The sequence below is a fragment of the Microbacterium sp. NPDC057944 genome (assembly GCF_042887445.1).
Lineage (GTDB): Bacteria > Actinomycetota > Actinomycetes > Actinomycetales > Microbacteriaceae > Microbacterium > Microbacterium natoriense.
In genome coordinates this window covers 889,926-906,350 of sequence record NZ_JBHVPJ010000001.1, presented here as the reverse complement: position 1 = coordinate 906,350, position 16,425 = coordinate 889,926, and the positions used below count along the sequence as shown (strand labels likewise).

General features: G+C 69.6%; 14 protein-coding genes. 5 read left to right on the top strand and 9 right to left on the bottom strand.

Features of this window, described 5'->3' with window-relative positions:
* Positions 1-3: 3 nt before the first annotated feature.
* From ACFVRO_RS04040 to ACFVRO_RS04020, 5 genes are read right to left on the bottom strand one after another with little or no spacing between them, the layout of a single operon-like run.
* Positions 4-513, bottom strand: a complete 510-nt coding sequence (locus ACFVRO_RS04040; protein WP_386949519.1) for a GNAT family N-acetyltransferase — start codon at positions 511-513, stop codon at positions 4-6.
* Positions 506-1,033, bottom strand: a complete 528-nt coding sequence (locus ACFVRO_RS04035) for a phage tail protein (protein WP_386949517.1) — start codon at positions 1,031-1,033, stop codon at positions 506-508. The genes ACFVRO_RS04040 and ACFVRO_RS04035 overlap by 8 nt, the downstream gene beginning before the upstream one ends.
* A gap of 25 nt (positions 1,034-1,058) precedes the next feature.
* Positions 1,059-1,559, bottom strand: coding sequence for a phage tail protein (locus ACFVRO_RS04030; RefSeq protein ID WP_386949515.1), 501 nt, complete (start codon positions 1,557-1,559; stop codon positions 1,059-1,061).
* Between the two features lie 7 nt (positions 1,560-1,566).
* Positions 1,567-2,079 (bottom strand): phage tail protein, encoded by a 513-nt coding sequence (locus tag ACFVRO_RS04025; RefSeq protein ID WP_386949512.1) that lies wholly within the window; start codon positions 2,077-2,079, stop codon positions 1,567-1,569.
* On the bottom strand, positions 2,076-2,510 hold the full coding sequence (locus ACFVRO_RS04020; protein WP_386949510.1) for a hypothetical protein: 435 nt from the start codon (positions 2,508-2,510) through the stop codon (positions 2,076-2,078). The genes ACFVRO_RS04025 and ACFVRO_RS04020 overlap by 4 nt, the downstream gene beginning before the upstream one ends.
* Before the next feature lie 162 nt (positions 2,511-2,672).
* Between ACFVRO_RS04020 and ACFVRO_RS04015 the strand changes: the two genes are divergently transcribed.
* Positions 2,673-6,944, top strand: coding sequence for a beta strand repeat-containing protein (locus ACFVRO_RS04015; RefSeq protein WP_386949507.1), 4,272 nt, complete (start codon positions 2,673-2,675; stop codon positions 6,942-6,944).
* Between the two features lie 21 nt (positions 6,945-6,965).
* On the opposite strand, the gene ACFVRO_RS04010 is transcribed toward ACFVRO_RS04015, so the two are convergent.
* Entirely contained in the window at positions 6,966-8,477 is a 1,512-nt protein-coding gene (locus ACFVRO_RS04010) for a methyltransferase (RefSeq protein ID WP_386949504.1), read from the bottom strand.
* Positions 8,478-8,574: 97 nt separating this feature from the next.
* Between ACFVRO_RS04010 and ACFVRO_RS04005 the strand changes: the two genes are divergently transcribed.
* From ACFVRO_RS04005 to trxA, 4 genes are all read left to right on the top strand, one after another.
* Positions 8,575-10,803 carry a DUF6049 family protein gene (locus tag ACFVRO_RS04005; RefSeq protein WP_386949502.1) on the top strand — a complete coding sequence of 743 codons (2,229 nt, stop codon included), beginning with the start codon at positions 8,575-8,577 and terminating at the stop codon, positions 10,801-10,803.
* The gene (murJ, locus tag ACFVRO_RS04000) at positions 10,800-12,416 is read left to right on the top strand and encodes a murein biosynthesis integral membrane protein MurJ (RefSeq protein ID WP_386949499.1); all 1,617 of its coding nucleotides are present in this window, start codon (positions 10,800-10,802) and stop codon (positions 12,414-12,416) included. Before ACFVRO_RS04005 ends, murJ begins: the two co-directional genes overlap by 4 nt.
* Before the next feature lie 216 nt (positions 12,417-12,632).
* On the top strand, positions 12,633-13,607 hold the full coding sequence (trxB, locus tag ACFVRO_RS03995) for a thioredoxin-disulfide reductase (protein ID WP_386949496.1): 975 nt from the start codon (positions 12,633-12,635) through the stop codon (positions 13,605-13,607).
* Between the two features lie 69 nt (positions 13,608-13,676).
* Positions 13,677-14,000 (top strand): thioredoxin, encoded by a 324-nt coding sequence (gene trxA / locus ACFVRO_RS03990; RefSeq protein WP_105677494.1) that lies wholly within the window; start codon positions 13,677-13,679, stop codon positions 13,998-14,000.
* A gap of 60 nt (positions 14,001-14,060) precedes the next feature.
* Here the strand turns inward: trxA and ACFVRO_RS03985 are convergent, their stop codons facing one another.
* From ACFVRO_RS03985 to ACFVRO_RS03975, 3 genes are read right to left on the bottom strand one after another with little or no spacing between them, the layout of a single operon-like run.
* Positions 14,061-14,588 (bottom strand): GrpB family protein, encoded by a 528-nt coding sequence (locus ACFVRO_RS03985; protein WP_386949494.1) that lies wholly within the window; start codon positions 14,586-14,588, stop codon positions 14,061-14,063.
* Between the two features lie 10 nt (positions 14,589-14,598).
* Positions 14,599-14,934, bottom strand: coding sequence for a tryptophan synthase subunit alpha (locus ACFVRO_RS03980; RefSeq protein WP_223585477.1), 336 nt, complete (start codon positions 14,932-14,934; stop codon positions 14,599-14,601).
* A gap of 47 nt (positions 14,935-14,981) precedes the next feature.
* The gene (locus ACFVRO_RS03975; RefSeq protein WP_344013749.1) at positions 14,982-16,424 is read right to left on the bottom strand and encodes a sugar porter family MFS transporter; all 1,443 of its coding nucleotides are present in this window, start codon (positions 16,422-16,424) and stop codon (positions 14,982-14,984) included.
* Position 16,425 lies beyond the last annotated feature (1 nt).

The following is a 16,425-nucleotide window of genomic DNA, read 5'->3' as shown; positions in this document are numbered from 1 at the left end:
TGTCTATGCAACCGAATGGATGCCGGGGTATTCCCCCGCGGTCTCCCGCCGCATCTCCAGGTAGCTGTCCCCGTCCCCGCCGGCCACAACGAAGCCGCGGCGCTCGTACCAGCCGCGGGCCGGGGCGTCGTGCCACACCGACAGCGTGACGACGGCCTCGGCGGCATCCGCTTCGCCGAGGATGATCGACAGCAGCCGCCCGCCGAAGCCCCTCCCCCTGGCCGTTGCCGACACCGCGATGTCGCACAGGCGCACGACAGCCGCGGAGTCCACGGCATCCGCGGTCACCGCGTAGGCGACGGGAGCGCCGTCCATCGAGAGCAGCAGGCCCACGGCATCCGGATGCTGTGCCAGCAGTCCCGCGAACTTCGAGGTCAGCTGCACCTCGACGAGCGGCCCTGCGACCGCCACCGGGATGCCGTTCAGGCGCTGATGCAGCTCCTCCGCGGCGATCGCACGAAGACGAGGGTCGTCGATGGAGACCCGTTCGATTCGAGCGGCGTCGTCATCCACGCGGCGGGAAGACGCCCTGCAGCGCGATCACGTAATACATGCCCACATACGGGGGCATGTTGTTGTGCGCCGCGTTCCCTCCCGACAAGGCGAGGGCGTCGGGTGCCATCGCCGTGTTCTTCGACGAGGAGTACGCGTTGCGGGTGGCCCTGCCGTACCGGGTCTCGGCCCAGCGCCGGTCGGCCGGGCTGCCGGTGTTGCCCGGAGTCGCCACGGCGTTGGCGGTGTGCGTGTGACCCGGCATCTCCGAGCTGAGAAGGGTGACCGACGGAGTTCCGCCCATCTCGCCGACGATGCGGGGCGTGAGACCCTGCCCATCTCCCTGGCCGATCACGAACGAGCCGTTCAGGTTGGGCAGGGCGAACGTCACCTTCCCGTCACCACCGTAGTTCGTGCCGAGGAGCGAGAAGAGCGCCGTGTTCTGCGAGATGGGGATGAGCTGGCCGCTGCACAGAGCCCACCCCTGAGGGGCGAAGTTGAAGCCGACGGTGCGGATCTCGCCGAGGTATGGGTCCACCATGATGCGCTCTCCCGTGGATCGAAGGTCAGTTGCGAGACGGGAAGACGCCCGTCAGCGCGATGATGTGGTTGACGACGAGATAGGGCGACTGGTTCTCGTGCGCCTGATTGCCACCCGCCACCCCGATCGCGGAGGAGCTCATGATGCCGCTGGCATCCGTGCCGTAGGTGGGTTCTGCTGGCGCTGCCCAGTACGTGCCCTGCGGCGTTGCGGTGTCGGCGGGACCCGACGACGCCTGCACGACATGCGTGTGCTGAGGCATCTCCTGGACCGACAGGGTGTGCGAAGCCTCCCCGCCGACCTGCCCCTGGACGATGCCGTTGGGGCTGGGGTGGATCGGAGACCTGCCGCGCAGATCGGGGAGCGCGAAGGTCGTGACCCCGTTGCCCCCGTAGGTCGTTCCGAGCAACGAGAACAGCGCCTGGTTCTGTGCGATGGACATGATCTGTCCGTCGCACAGTGCCCAGCCTCTGGGGGCGAAGTTGAAGGAGACACGGCGGATCTCGCCGAGGAATTGCAAGCTCATCGTGTGCTCAGTTCTGCGAGGGGAAGATGCCGTAGAGGGCGATGATGTACGACACCGCGACGAACGGCGGCATGTTCTCGTGAGGCAGGTTGCCGCCGGCCGGGGAGATCGCGTTACCCGCGAGCGTGGCATTCGACGCGGCGTCCGAATACGCGTTCGACGACTGCGCGGCCCAGCGCGACGACGCGGGCGATGTGCCTCCTGCGGTGGCCGAGTAGACGGCGGCGTGGGTGTGCGACGGCAGCTGCTGCGACGTCAGGGTGACCGTCTCGGCGCCGCCCTTCTGCCCGCTGACGTAGGTTCCGACACCGGACCGCGTGCCCATGTGCACGGCCGAGCGCCCTTGGAGGTCGGGGAGAGCGAATGTCGTCTGTCCGTCGCCGCCGTAGGTCGTGCCGATCAGGGCGTACAGCGTCTCGTTCTCGGCGATGCTGACGAGCTGTCCATTGCAGAACGCCCAGCCGGCAGGGGCGAAGTTCCCGGCGAAGAGGCGGATCTCGCCGACGTAGTACTCGCTCATGCCGCACCCTCTCCCCGGTCGATCGTGGCCTCGAGCCGCGCATCGCCGCCGACCCTCGCAAGGAACAGGGAAGCGACGAGCTCTCCGCCCTGCGTGAGGCGGTAGATGCCGTCGCGGGCGCCGTCGTCGGTCATGAACTCCAGACGGAAGCGGTTCTCGGCATCCCCTCCCCCGTGGAGATCGTCGACGCTCGCCAGCACCAGGCGGTGGGCCGACCACGGGGAGGATCCCGAGAACTCGGCGCCCTCGCGCCCGGCGAACATCGAACGCACGGGGGCGAGCGGATCGGCGGCGGTAGCGGATGCCGCGGCATCCGTCATCGGCCGCGACGAGGTCGCGGCCACGGCCGGGGGTGCGCCGGCGGCCATGCCGACGCCGAGCACGACGGCACCGGCTCCGAGCACGCCTCGGCGAGAGATCACAGCAGTCATGAGCGCTCCTGCAGTCGGATGCACCCTGGGGAGTGCCTTATCAGGCGAGGTGCGGAACTGACGCTATCACCCGGCGTGGCCAACCGATAGCATTCCGATATTCCCGTTGATCTCACGGTGCCCCCAGCGCCCGAGCGAAGGACTTCGATGTCTGCTCCCCGGATGTCCCCCCTCTCGACGCGCGGCGCCATCGCCGCCGTCGCCGTGCTCGCGTTGAGCACCGTCGGGCTCGTCGTCGCCGATCCCGCTGCGGCCGCGACCACGATCACCGTCACGAGCTTCACCGACGCCGATGCGAACGGCGCATGCTCGACGCCGAGCGTCACGACGACGGCCTCGCCCGTGACGCTGCGCAATGCGCTCTGCGTGGCGAGCAACCTCGGCGGCGAGAGCACGATCACGGTGCCCGGTGGCACGTACACCCTCACCGGCGGGGCCCTGAAGCTCGGTACGCAGTCGGGTACCGACGTGCGTGTGGCGTCGTCCGGAGGACGCGCGAGCGTCGTCGGCGGCGGATCGACGCAGCTCCTCGCGATCGACGCCGACCTCGTGGGCGGCATCTCCGTCGAGATCGACGGCTTCGCCTTCACCGGCGGCAGGGACACCGTCTACGGCGGCGGCGCGATCATCGCGGGCAGCTTCACCGCGGCCTCCCCCGACTCGCTCGTCGTGCGCGACACCCGGTTCATCGACAACAGGTCGACCGGCGGCACCGCCAACCCCGGCGGCGCGATCCAGTTCATCGGCGGCGACCTCACGATCGAGGACTCGACGTTCGACGGCAACGACGCCGGTCCCGCCAACGGCGGTGCCGTGTACTACGAGGCCTCCGCATCGGGCGACGCCCTCTCCGTGACCGATTCCACGTTCACGAACAACAGGGTGACCGCGTCGGCGGGGATCGTCGCCGGCGGCGGCGCGATCGCGATCGACTCGAACGGTGTCGGGACGGCGCAGATCTCCGGCAGCACGTTCGGCTCCAACGTCGCCGACGGCACGAGCGGCACGGCGGCACGCGGCGGCGCGATCCAGCAGCTCCAGGGCCCGTCGACGGTGACCGGCAACGTCTTCACCGCGAACGTCGCCAGCGGCGCATCCGCAGGAGGCGGCGCGCTGGATGCCGCAGACGGCGCCCTCAGCGCCCAGTACAACTCCTTCTCGGGCAACACCGGCGCCGCCGCCGTGCGCACGAGCGCCACGACCGTCGCGACGCTGACGAACAGCTGGTGGGGCTGCAACGGCGGTCCGGGTGCCGCGGGGTGCGACACCACGAGCATCGCCAGCGGATCGGCGAACCCCTACCTCGTGCTGAGTGCGACGACGAGCGCGAGCCTGATCGACACCGCGTCGACCGCCACGTTCACCGCATCGCTGCGCACGAACTCCGCCGGCAGCACCATCGGCGGCGCGAACCTCTCCGCCTTCGAGGGCGCGACCGTCGGGTGGACCGGCGTCGCTCCGTCCGGCTCCTCGGTCTCGTCCTCCGCGTTCCACCTCGGCGAGGCGACCACGACCTTCACCTCCGGCAGCACGGGCGGCCCTGGCGGCGCCACGGCGACCTTCGGGGCGGCATCCGTGCCCGTCTCCGTCGCCGTGCGTCAGATCGCGGCGTTCACGAGCGCGGCGAGCGCGACCGCCACGGTCGGCACGCCGTTCAGCTTCACGGTCACCGCCACCGGCTTCCCGGTGCCGAACATCTCGCTGACCTCACCCAGTGCCCCTCCAGGACTGACCTTCTCCGCCGGCTCCGGCTCGGCGACGCTCTCCGGCACGCCGACGAGCTCGGGCACCTATCCCCTGACCCTGACCGCGTCCAACGGCGGCGCACCGGTGCAGCAGACCCTCACCGTCACGATCGGCGCCGCGCCGTCGTTCACCGGATCGCTCACGGCATCCGTCGCCGACGGCGACCCCGTCGACGTCACGATCACCGCGTCCGGCTCCCCGGTGCCGGAGATCGCGGCGACGGGAGGTCTCCCCGCCGGTCTCCAGCTCGATGACAACGGAGACGGCACGGCCCGTCTGCACGGCACGTCGACCGCCGGACCCGGCGAGCACGTCATACATCTGACCGCGGCGAACGCGCTCGGCACCACCCCGGCCGACTTCACCCTGACGATCACCGCGCCGCCGGCGTTCACGAGCGCCGACCACACGACGTTCACGGTCGGCACGCCCGGACTCTTCCCGATCGTCGTCGACGCCGGGTTCCCTGTGCTGAACACGGTGACCCTCACTGGCGCCCCGGCCTGGCTCACCCTGCTCGGCGCGGCGGGCATGCAGCAGCTGCAGGCCACGCCGCCCGCGGGTGCGGGCGGCACGTACACCTTCGACCTGGCCATCACGGGCAGCTCCGTCACCCAGGAGTTCACTCTGACGGTGCACGAGGCTCCCGTCATCACCGACCAGCCCGACTCGATCAGCGTGATCGCCGGCGCGGACGCCGACTTCACCACGACCGCCTCCGGCTACCCGACCCCGACCGTGCGGTGGCAGCGCTTCACCGGCGGCTCGTGGACCGACATCGCGGGTGAGACCTCGACCACGCTGAGCATCGACACCACGATTTCGGATGCCGGCGCACGACTGCGCGCCGTGTTCACGAGCTCCGCGGGCACGGTCACCAGTGACGAAGCCGTGCTCTCGGTCGGTCAGGTGCCGGTGCTGGACGAGGTGGACCCCGTGACGGCCCCGGTCGGGACGCCCCTGACCGTCGACATCGCCAGCACCGGCATCCCGGTGAGCGCTCTGACCGCCACGGGCGTGCCCGCCTGGCTGACGTTCACGGATGCCGGCGACGGCACCGCCACCCTCAGCGGCACCCCCGCCCTGACGGACGCCGGTGCGGTGAACATCTCGGTCACGGCGGACAACGGATTCGGCACCGACCAGATCACTGTGAAGATCACGGTGGTCGGCTCGCTCCCGGCATTCACGAGCGCCATGGTCGCGACCGTCGACCGCGGCGAGTCCGTCGACATCACCATCGCCACGACGGGTGTGCCGACGCCGACGATCGCCGCAACCGGGCCCGTGCCCGCCGGACTCTCCCTCGACGACAACGGAGACGGGACGGCGAGGCTGCACGGCACGCCGACCGCAGTGGCCGGCGAGTACTCGATCGCTCTGAGCGCGACGAACATCCACGGCACCGAGCCAAGCTCCTTCTTCCTCACGATCAGGGAGGCGCCGAGCTTCACGAGCGCCGACCACACCACGTTCACGGTCGGCTCCGCTGGATCGTTCCCCGTCACCGTCAGCCCCGGGTTCCCCGTGAAGAACGCGGTGAGCATCAGCGGAGCGCCGGCCTGGCTCTCCCTCGACGGCGTCGCGGGTTCGCAGACGCTGGTGGGCACGCCCCCGGCAGGCTCGGGCGGAACCGCCTCCTTCGAGCTCTCGATCGACGGCAGCAGCGTCACGCAGAGCTTCACGCTCACGGTGAACGAGGCCCCCGTCATCACGGCCCAGCCGGTCGCCGCGACGGTCCTGGAGGGTACGGACGCGACGTTCACCGCAACCGCGACCGGGCACCCGGTCCCGACCGTGCAGTGGCAGCTCTTCACCGGCGGCTCCTGGTCCGACGTCGCCGGAGCCACGGGCACCACGCTGACGATCACGCCGACGATCGGCAACGACGGCACGCTGTTCCGTGCGGTGTTCACGAACACGGCGGGCTCGGCGACGAGCGACGAGGTCCTGCTCACGGTCGGCCAGACGCCGGTCGTCGACGCGATCGACCCGATCACCGCGCTGGCGGGCGCCGCCGTCACGGTCGACATCACGAGCACCGGTCTCCCGGTGAGCACGCTCACCGCCACAGGCGTCCCGGCCTGGCTGACGTTCACGGATGCCGGCGACGGCACCGCCACCCTCACCGGCACCCCGGCCCTCGCCGACGCCGGCGCGGTGGAGATCACGGTCACCGCGGCGAACGGCTTCGGCACCACCGAGACCACCGTGCAGATCACCGTGCTGACCACCGTGGCCCTCCCGTCCGTGCTCCCGAGCGCATCCGACGGCGCGCTGACCGGGGTTCCCGCCTCGGTCGTGCGCGGCCAGCAGCTCACGATCGGCGGCTCCGGCTTCCTCCCCGGGGCGACGATCCAGCTCGGCATCTACTCGGTGCCGACGATGCTCGGCACGACCGTCGCCGACGGCACGGGATCGTTCTCGGCCGTCATCACCATCCCCGCCGGCCAGACCCTCGGAGCGCACACGATCGCCGCAGTCGGGATCGGCGCCGAGGGCACTGCGCGCCTGCTGACGGCATCCACCACGGTCGTCGCACCCGCGACGGGCGGAGGCACCGGAACCGGCGGGCTCGCCGCGACGGGTGCGGATGCCGCGCCGTCGCTCGGACTCGGGCTCATCGCCCTGTTCGCGCTGCTGGGCGGACTCGCCCTCATCCGCGGCGCGCGTCGGCGCCTGGCATAGCGACGACGGGCTGCTGCGCGCTCAGCCGTGCAGCAGCCCGTCGAGCACGAGCTGACGGATGCGGGGCTCGAGGTCTGCCCACAGGTCGACCAGCGGCACCTCGAACAGGTCGGCGAGGGCCGACACGATCTGCACGACCGTGAGGTCGCCGTCGCAGGCTCCGACGAAGGCGGCGAGCGCGGAGTCGACCTTGAGAGTGCGGGCGAGCCCGCCGCCCTGGCGAAGTTCGATCACGCTCGGGTCGTCGTTGCCGGGAAGAAGATGCCGCGCCTCGGTGACGTCGGATGCCGTGAAGAGCGTCGTCGGCAGTCCGTCGGCGAGCAGGTCGTGCGCCTCGAGCCCCTGACGCAGCGCTCCGCCGACGTTCGACACCGGCTGCGGCATCCGCTCGATCCGCCGCAGCGGCGTCGCCGTGGGGTTCGCCAGGCGGCGCAGCAGGATGTACCCGAAGCCCACCGCGGAGACGCCGCGCTCCTCGAAGTCGTCGAGCCACGCGGTGAGCAGCCTCGTGAACGCCGCATCGCGCGGGGTCGTGCCGCCGTCGCGGATCCACAGCTCCGCGTAGCCGAGCGGGGAGAGCTCCTCCCGCTGGATGACCCACAGGTCGACGTCGGCGGGAACCCAGGACGAGAGGCGGTCGAGCCCGGACTCGACGACGCGCGACTCCCAATTGCCGAGCAGCTGCGCCGCCCCGCCCGCGGTGAGGTACGACGGAGCGGTGCGCACGAACTGCTCCACCAGCGCGTCCCCCACGAGACCGCCGTCGCGGTACTCGTACTCGGGCACGCCGTCGACGCGCGGCGTGATCACGAACGGAGGGTTGGAGACGATCAGATCGAACGCCTCCCCCTCGACGGGCTCGAACATGCTGCCCAGACGGAACTCGATGTTGCGGGCGCCGTTGAGCATCGCGTTCAGCTCGGCGTAGGCGAGCGCACGCGCGGAGATGTCGGTCGCCACGACGGATGCCGCGTGCCGCGACACCAGAAGGGCCTGGATGCCGCAGCCGGTGCCCAGATCGAGGGCGCGGTCGACCTCGAGGGGCATCACGATCTCGGCGAGCGTGCGGGATGCGCCTCCGACGCCCAGGACGTGATCGGCGGGGAGGGCGCCGTCGAGGGCCACCTCGTCGAGATCGCTCGCGATCCACCACTCGCCGATGCCGTCGGCGTCGACGAACGACTGCGGTCGCAGCAGAGCGGTCGGGGTGACGGCATCCTCCGTCAGCGTCGCCAGTCCGAGGCTCACGAGTCCCTGCACGCTCAGTTGCGGGAGCGCGGCCTCGACGGCGGCGACCGGCTGCGGCATGCCGAGGACGAGCAGCCTGCCGAGTGTGGCGAGCACACCCTCGTCACCGGAGATCGCACGCAGGATCGGCTCGCGCGTCCCGCGGGCGAGCGCGTCGTCCGCCTCGCTCCCCCACAGACTCCTGAGCGGCTCCGAGCGGAAGTCGGCGGCGTCGAGATCGGCGGCGAACGCGGCGCAGAGGAGGGGCTCGGGCGTGGGTGCTGCGGTGTCGGACACGGCCGTCACTCTACGCGTCTTCAGGGTTCTCCATCGCCCGCGCACCTAGAATCACAGGGTCAGCACTCACGATCAGCCCGTTCTCGGGCGTTCGAGGAAGACCCCCATGACCGTGATCATCCCCGAGAGCGGCTTCCGTGCGCGCCTGCGGCGCGCGACGAGCGGAGCCGCCGTCTTCGCGATCGCTCTGGGTGTCTGCGGGATCGCCGCCACCAGCGCCCACGCCGCCGACAAGACCGACGACGCGGTCGTCGAACTGCACCTGTCGGCAGGGGCGAACGGCGCCGTCACCCCCGGTCTCTCCACGTCCGCCTCGGTGACCGTGCAGAACGGCACCGGCGACGCTCTCTCCACCGGTCACGTCGTGGTGGAGCTGAACCGGACAGCCCTCGCCGACCGCGCCGCTGTCGCCGACTGGTTCGAGTCCGAGGACGCCGACGGGGCATTCGACCGCATCGCCGATGACAGCACCGCCGCCGTGAACGCGGGCGCATCGGCCACGAGCAGCATCCCGCTCCCGCAGGAGCTCTTCGCCGACCTCGCCCCCGGCGTGTACCCGCTGCGCGCCGAGCTCACCGGCGCCTCCCCGGGGTCGGGAAGCGAAGAGGATGCGACGGCGACGAGTGTGCTCGTGGTCTCGGCCGCGCAGCGACCCCAGGTCGCCGTGCTGGTCCCGATCACGGCCACACCGCAGAACGGCGCCCTGCTGTCGATCGACGAGCTCACCGAGCTCACGGCCGCAGACGGCGATCTCACCGCCCAGTTGGACGGCGTCTCCGGCACCTCCGCGGTGCTGGCGATCGACCCGGCGATCCCTGCGGCGATCCGCGTGCTCGGCACGTCGGCCCCGACCAGCGTGACCGAGTGGCTCGATCGCCTCGACGCTCTGCCCAACGATCGCTTCGCCCTGCAGTTCGGCGATGCCGACGCCACCACGCAGGCGCAGGCCGACCTTCCGTCGCTGCTCGCCCCGACGACCCTCGCTCCGTTCCTCGATCCGAAGAACTTCCAGGCGCCCGCGACGCCGACTCCGGACGCGACGCCCTCGCCGACTCCGACCGACGGGCCCGTGCTTCCCGACGATGAGACCCTGTCGGTCATCGACGGCGCAGCCCCCGGCATCCTCTGGCCGCGCGGAGATGTCAGGACCGACGACCTCGCCGACTTCCGCACCTATCTCGGCGGCACGGCGTCGACCGTCCTGCCCTCGACGTCGCTGTCGTCCGGCTCGTCCGGGCACGCCGCCGTCGGAGACGCTGACGTGCTGGTCACGGATGCCGCGGCATCCGACGCCCTCTCCACGGCGGCGAACGAACCCGACGCGACCGCACGATCGCGCTCCCTGGCGGCGGCGAACGCGTACCTCTTCCTCTCTGCACAGCAGTCGGCGTCGCCGCTGATCGTCGGACTCGACCGCGACGAGAACCGCACGGCCGATGCATTGCGCGACGCCGTCGCCACGGCGGACTCCCCCGGGGTCGATCTCACCTCGGTGCGTGCGGCCCCGGCTGCCGCGGCATCCGTCGACTCAGACGTCGACGACGACCGCGGCGCCGCCCTGCACCGGATGCTCGCCGACGAGGTCACCCTGGGATCGTTCTCGACGATCCTCAGCGATCCCCAGCTGCTGCTCAGCCCCGAACGCATCAGGATCCTGCGCACGATCGGAGTGGGGCACAGCGCCGCGCAGTTCGAGAAGGCCCTGCGATCCCACACGGATGCCACGCAAGACACCCTGGCCGCGGTGGACATCCCGCAATCGAGCACGATCCAGCTGCTCTCGGCCAACGCGGATCTGCCCTTCAGCGTGCGCAACGACCTCCCCTGGCCGGTCAACATCGTGCTGTACACGCGCCCCAGCGACCCGCGCCTCGAAGTGAAGCCCGTCACCACCGCAGAGATCCAGCCCCGCACCACCGGCAGGGTCAAGGTGCCGGTCTCGGCACGAGTGGGCAGCGGCGAACTCGACCTGCACCTCTCTCTCAAGAGCCCGACCGGAGTGTCGATCGGTCAGGATCAGACCGTCCGCGTCGCCGTACGCGCCGAGTGGGAGGGCATCGGACTCGCCGTGTTCGGCAGCCTGATCGCCATCCTCCTCGTGCTGGGCATCGTCCGCACCCTGCGTCGCCGGCGCAAGAACCGTGTCGATGCCTCCGCAGACGCGGAGACGGATGCCGCGGCCGATGAGGCGCCGTCGGAGAGCGCCGAGTCCGGTGCGGAGAGCACCGAGGATGCTGCGCCTGAGCAGGCGACGGCTTCTCACGCTCCCGCTACTCCGACCTCACCGGCGGATGCCGCGACCGACCCCGCCGACCCCTCGGAGGACCCTCAGTGAGCAGTCTCGGCCGCGCCAGCGCCCTCCTCGGGGCGGGCACCCTCGTCTCCCGTGTCACCGGCCTCATCCGGACGATCGTGCTGCTCGCCGCCATCGGCAGCTTCGGCAAGGCCAGTGACGCGTTCAGCATCGCGAACCAGTTGCCGAACAACGTCTTCACCATCATCCAGACCGGCATCCTGACCGCCGTGATCATCCCGCAGATTGTCCGAGCGGGCTCGCATCGCGACGGTGGCAGGGCCTATATCTCCAAGCTCTTCACGCTGGGAACACTGGTCTTCCTCGCCGCCACAGCGGTCGCAATGATCGCAGCGCCCCTGCTCATCACGCTGTACACCTCGGACTGGGATAAGAACCAGATCGCCCTGGCTACAGCGTTCGCCTACTGGTGCCTGCCGCAGATCTTCTTCTACGGCCTGTACGCGCTCATCGGTGAGACCCTCAACGCGAGAAAAGTGTTCGGTCCCTACACGTGGTCGCCGGTCGCCAACAACGTCGTGTCCATTATCGGTTTCCTGATCTTTATCGCTCTTTTCGGCGAGAATCGCAACCAGGTCGAGATGTGGAACCCGACGATGATCTCCGTCATGGGCGCGACAGCGACGCTGGGCATCGCGGTGCAGGCTGGCATCCTCTTGTTCGCCTGGCGGAGCACCGGACTGTCGCTGCGTCCCGACTTTGCATGGCGCGGGGTCGGCCTGCGCAACGTGGGAACTCTCGCCGGCTGGACCTTCTTGATGGTGATCGCCGGTCAGATCGCCGGATGGGTGCAGACCCGCGTGGTCTCCGAGGCCACAGGGCATGCGTCGTCCACGGTGATGATGGCGGCATGGCTCGTCTTCATGCTCCCGTACTCGATCTTCGCGATCTCGATCGGAACCCCGTACTTCACTCAGATCGCCGAGCACGCCGCCGCGAAGCGCGACCTCGACGTCCGTGCGGATGTGGCCCGCTGCATCCGCGTGATCTCACTGTTCGTCGTCGGCTCGGGCATCGCTCTCGCCGCCGCCGCCGTGCCCGCCACCCGGATCTTCACCACGACCTCCGAGCAGGCCGTCCAGGCGGCCCCCGTGCTCATCTGCTATCTCGTGGGCCTCCTGCCGCTCGCCCTGCTGTTCATCGTGCAGCGCGCGTTCTACGCCTACGGAGACACCCGCACGCCCTTCTACTTCACCCTCGTGCAGGTGGCGCTCATCATCGGGCTCTCCCGTCTCGCGGGCGCCGTGGCCCCGATCGAGCAGCTCGCCGCAGCCATCGCCCTCGGGCAGTCGATCGCCGGGATCATCCAGACGATCATCGCGATCTGGATCCTGCGCAATCGCCTCGGCGGACTCGAGATCCCGAAGACCCTTCTCTCCCTCCTCCGTTTCATCATCGCCGCCATCCCGGCCGGCTTCGCGGGATGGGGCACCTATCTCCTTCTCGGCGCCGAGAGCGGATGGACCCTCGGGAACACCGGATCAAACGTGCTCGATCGCCTCCTGGGCGCCGTCGGAACGGGCGTCATCGGTCTCGCCGCCGTCATCGTCTACGTGATCGTTCTCCTCCTGCTCCGCGCCCCCGAGCTGTCAGCCGCCACGCGGACGCTCCGCAGGTTCCTCCCCGGCCGCTGACCCCCCGCCCGTCCCTCGTCCCGCCCCGTCCTCCGTCGAGTTCTCTTGTACTCGCCGAGTGCACGAGAACTCCGCGTCGACATCCTGTCCACTCGGCGACTGCACGTGACGTCGACGCCACGGCACCGAGTCCAGGAGAGCGCTGGGTCGGGGAATGCCCCGCGGCTACCATTGGTTGAAGCAGCGGAACCCCTTTTCAGGGAAGAGAGAGAGCACATGCGTCAGGTCATCATCATCGGCTCCGGCCCCGCCGGATTCACCGCCGCCATCTACGCGGCGCGTGCGAGCCTCAAGCCGCTGCTCATCGCGAGCTCGGTGGAGGTCGGCGGCGAGCTGATGAACACCACCGAGGTCGAGAACTACCCCGGCTTCCCCGAGGGCATCCAGGGCCCCGAGCTCATGGCCAAGCTGCAGGAGCAGGCGGAGAAGTTCGGCACCGAGGTCCTCTACGACGACGTCACCTCACTCGACCTCGAAGGACCCGTGAAGACGGTCACGCTCGGCAGCAGCGCCGTGCACGAGACCCGCACCCTGATCTACGCGACGGGCTCCGCCTACCGCAAGCTCGGCATCGAGGGCGAAGAGCGCCTCTCCGGCTACGGCGTCTCCTGGTGCGCGACCTGCGACGGCTTCTTCTTCCGCGAGAAGACGATCGCCGTCGTCGGCGGCGGCGACTCCGCGATGGAGGAGGCGACCTTCCTCACACGCTTCGCCGACAAGGTCTACGTGATCCACCGCAAGGACACGCTGCGCGCCTCGAAGATCATGCAGGAGCGCGCTTTCGCGAACGAGAAGATCGAGTTCGTCTGGAACAGCGAGGTCGCAGAAGTTCTCGGCGGTGACTCCGTGACCGGTGTGCAGCTGCGCAACACGGTCGACGGCACGCTCAGCGACCTGCCCCTCGACGGCCTGTTCATCGCGATCGGCAACGATCCGCGTACGCACCTCGTGCACGACAAGCTGACACTCACCGACGAGGGGACCATCTGGGTCGACGGTCGTTCGTCGGTCACCTCGGTGCCCGGCGTCTTCGCGGCCGGCGACGTGATCGACCCCACCTACCGTCAGGCCATCACGGCCGCCGGCTCCGGCACGGTCGCCGCGCTCGACGCGGAGCACTTCCTCGCGGATTTTGACGACGCCTCGGTGGAGGTCCCCGCTGCGGAGGCCGCCGAGGTCATCGTCGCCTGAGGCAGCGGGAACACAATCGCATCGTTCGCTGTTGTAGCGGACGATACCTCGAATCAAGGAGAAACTCTGATGAGTGCAAAGGCTACGAGCCAGGCGACCTGGGAGCAGGACGTTCTGCAGGCCGACGGTCCGGTGCTGGTGGACTTCTGGGCCGAGTGGTGTGGTCCGTGTCGTATGGTCTCGCCGGTGCTGGATGAGATCCAGGCCGACAACCCCGACAAGATCACCATCCTCAAGCTGAACGTCGACGAGAACCCGCAGCTCGCGATGCAGTACCAGATCACCTCGATCCCGGCGATGAAGGTCTTCGTCGGCGGAGAGGTCAAGACGAGCATCATCGGCGCCAAGCCGAAGTTCGCTCTCGAGCAGGATCTCGCCGCTTTCATCGGCTAACCTCCCGCACGCAGTCTTCGGGCCGTCGCTCCTTCGCGGGGCGGCGGCCCTTCTGCATCCCTACTTGTCGGAGACAGGCACCGATGGCAGGCCGAGGGATGCTCTCGCCCGATCCACGATGTCCTGGATCACCTCGGTCTTGGCCGCGTTGTACGACGATCTCCCCCGCGCCGCGGCCGCCACCGCGTCGCACTTGGCGTGGGCGTAGAGCGCGGCGTCATCGCGGTGGGCGCGCAGCCAGTCCCGCAGGATCCTCTGGTTGGCGGCATCCCACTCCTCCGCGGAGAAGAAGTGCGCGATGGCGACGCGCGTGCCGTCGTCGCTCAGGACGAGGACGGGATGCGTGCGCACAGAGCTCTCCGCACGCCACCCCGCGCTCTCCAGAGCGGGTCGGTGGCGGACGAAATCCGCCGGATCGGCCACTCGGATCGCGAGATCGATGACCGGCTTCGCGCGCAGCCCGGGGACCGCCGTGGAGCCGATGTGCTCGATCACCCAGTCAGGGTCGCCGAGTACGCGCAGCCCTGCCGCGATGCTCTCGAAGCGCTGCGGCCAGGCGGGGTCGTAGGCGACGAGCATCCGGGGCATGGAGCGCCTCTCAGGAGGCGTCGGCCACCGTCGGATCCCACCGACGGTGACGCTGCTTCTCGTCGAGCAGGCCCCATACGGCTGGCGTCAGCTCCGGATACTCCAGTGCGATCTGCCGCAGGACGCGGTAGTGACGCGCCTCGTTCGGCCGCACACCGTCGTTCGCGGCGATGTTGTCGGCACGCAGCAGGTACACGACGAGCTCGTCGACGCTGGGCAGCTCCTCCATGAACTCCCAGGGGTCCTCTCCCCCGAGGAGCCGCTCCTGGATCAGCACGGCCAGCTCGTCCGACGCCTCCGCGCGCAGCACTTCGAGGCTGGCGCGGCGGGGAACGTGCTCGGTCATGGTTCCAGCCTACGTGCCGCGAGCGGATGCCGGGCGGCATCCGCTCCTCATCGCGTGGTCTCCCCCATGTCCTCCAGGGACTTGCCCTTCGTCTCCTGCACGAACCGCCACACGAACAGCAGCGACAGCAGGGCGAAGGTCGCGTAGAGGCCGTACGCGAGGCCCAGGGAGACGTCCTTGAGGCCCGGGAACGAGACCGTGATGACCCAGTTCGCGATCCACTGCCCTGCTGCCGCCAGCGAGAGCGCTGCGGCGCGCATGCGGTTCGGGAACATCTCACCGAGCAGCACCCAGACCACAGGGCCCCACGACATGCCGAACGAGATCACGAAGAGGTTCGCCGCGATGAGGGCGATCGGTCCCGCTGCGCCCTGGAGCACCGGCGTGCCGTCGACGACCGGCGCCGTGCCGAAGATCACGGCCATGGTCGCCAGCGTCACGGTCATGCCGATCGAGCCGATGATGAGCAGCGGCTTGCGTCCGAAGCGGTCGACCGTCGCGATCGCGATCAGCGTCGTCAGGATGTTGATCACGGCGCTGATCACCGTGATGACGAACGCCTGCGACTCGTCGAAGCCGACGGCCTCCCAGAGGATGTTCGAGTAGTAGAAGATCACGTTGATGCCGACGAACTGCTGGAAGATCGACAGCAGCAGGCCCACCCAGACGATGCCGGCGATCTTGCCCGTCGGGGTGCGCAGGTCGGCCCAGGAGGGCTTGGTGGTGCGCTCCATGGTGGCCTGGATGCGGATGACGGTCGTCTCGATCTTGTCTGGACCGAGCATCTTCGCCAGCACCTCCCTGGCCTCGTCGACGCGATGCTGAGCCACCAGGAACCGCGGGGACTCGGGGATCGTCAGAGCCAGCCCGCCGTACACGACGGCAGGGACGGCCATGGCGAGGAACATCCACTGCCAGGCGCCCAGTCCCAGCCAGAACGGCTCGTTGGAGCCTCCGGCGGCGGTGGCGATCAGGAAGTCCACGAGCAGGGAGATGAAGATGCCGGTGACGATCGCGAGCTGCTGCAGCGAGGCGAGGCGTCCGCGGATGCGTGCGGGAGCGATCTCGGCGATGTAGGCCGGGGCGATCACCGACGCCATGCCGACGCCCAGGCCGCCGATCACGCGCCCCACGATGAGGACCCACAGGTCGGGCGCGAGGCCGGCGACGACGGCGGAGATCAGGAACAGCACCGCGGCGATCTTCATGACCGCGAGTCGGCCGACCCGGTCGGCGATCCTTCCGGCGATCAGGGCGCCGACGGCCGCACCGAGCAGAGCGGATGCCACGGCGAATCCGAGCGACACCGGATCCGCATCGAAGGTCTTCTCGACTGCCGACACCGCGCCGTTGATGACCGCGCTGTCGTAGCCGAAGAGGAAGCCGCCGAGCGCGGCGACCACGGCGATCCTGATCACTCCTGCGCTCTTCGAGTCGCCCTCGTCGTCGAAGACCGATTCCTCCTGGGGTGCTGCCCCGTGTCCAGCCATG

Excerpts from the sequence above, each read along its gene's own strand:
- ACFVRO_RS03980 (WP_223585477.1), bottom strand. The coding sequence starts at position 14,934 with ATGACCGAGCACGTTCCCCGCCGCGCCAGCCTCGAAGTGCTGCGCGCG.
- ACFVRO_RS03985 (WP_386949494.1), bottom strand. The coding sequence starts at position 14,588 with ATGCCCCGGATGCTCGTCGCCTACGACCCCGCCTGGCCGCAGCGCTTC.
- ACFVRO_RS04035 (WP_386949517.1), bottom strand. The coding sequence starts at position 1,033 with ATGGTGGACCCATACCTCGGCGAGATCCGCACCGTCGGCTTCAACTTC.
- ACFVRO_RS04015 (WP_386949507.1), top strand. The coding sequence starts at position 2,673 with ATGTCCCCCCTCTCGACGCGCGGCGCCATCGCCGCCGTCGCCGTGCTC.
- ACFVRO_RS04025 (WP_386949512.1), bottom strand. The coding sequence starts at position 2,079 with ATGAGCGAGTACTACGTCGGCGAGATCCGCCTCTTCGCCGGGAACTTC.
- ACFVRO_RS04005 (WP_386949502.1), top strand. The coding sequence starts at position 8,575 with ATGACCGTGATCATCCCCGAGAGCGGCTTCCGTGCGCGCCTGCGGCGC.
- ACFVRO_RS04030 (WP_386949515.1), bottom strand. The coding sequence starts at position 1,559 with ATGAGCTTGCAATTCCTCGGCGAGATCCGCCGTGTCTCCTTCAACTTC.
- ACFVRO_RS04020 (WP_386949510.1), bottom strand. The coding sequence starts at position 2,510 with ATGACTGCTGTGATCTCTCGCCGAGGCGTGCTCGGAGCCGGTGCCGTC.
- trxA (WP_105677494.1), top strand. The coding sequence starts at position 13,677 with ATGAGTGCAAAGGCTACGAGCCAGGCGACCTGGGAGCAGGACGTTCTG.
- trxB (WP_386949496.1), top strand. The coding sequence starts at position 12,633 with ATGCGTCAGGTCATCATCATCGGCTCCGGCCCCGCCGGATTCACCGCC.
- ACFVRO_RS03975 (WP_344013749.1), bottom strand. The coding sequence starts at position 16,424 with ATGGCTGGACACGGGGCAGCACCCCAGGAGGAATCGGTCTTCGACGAC.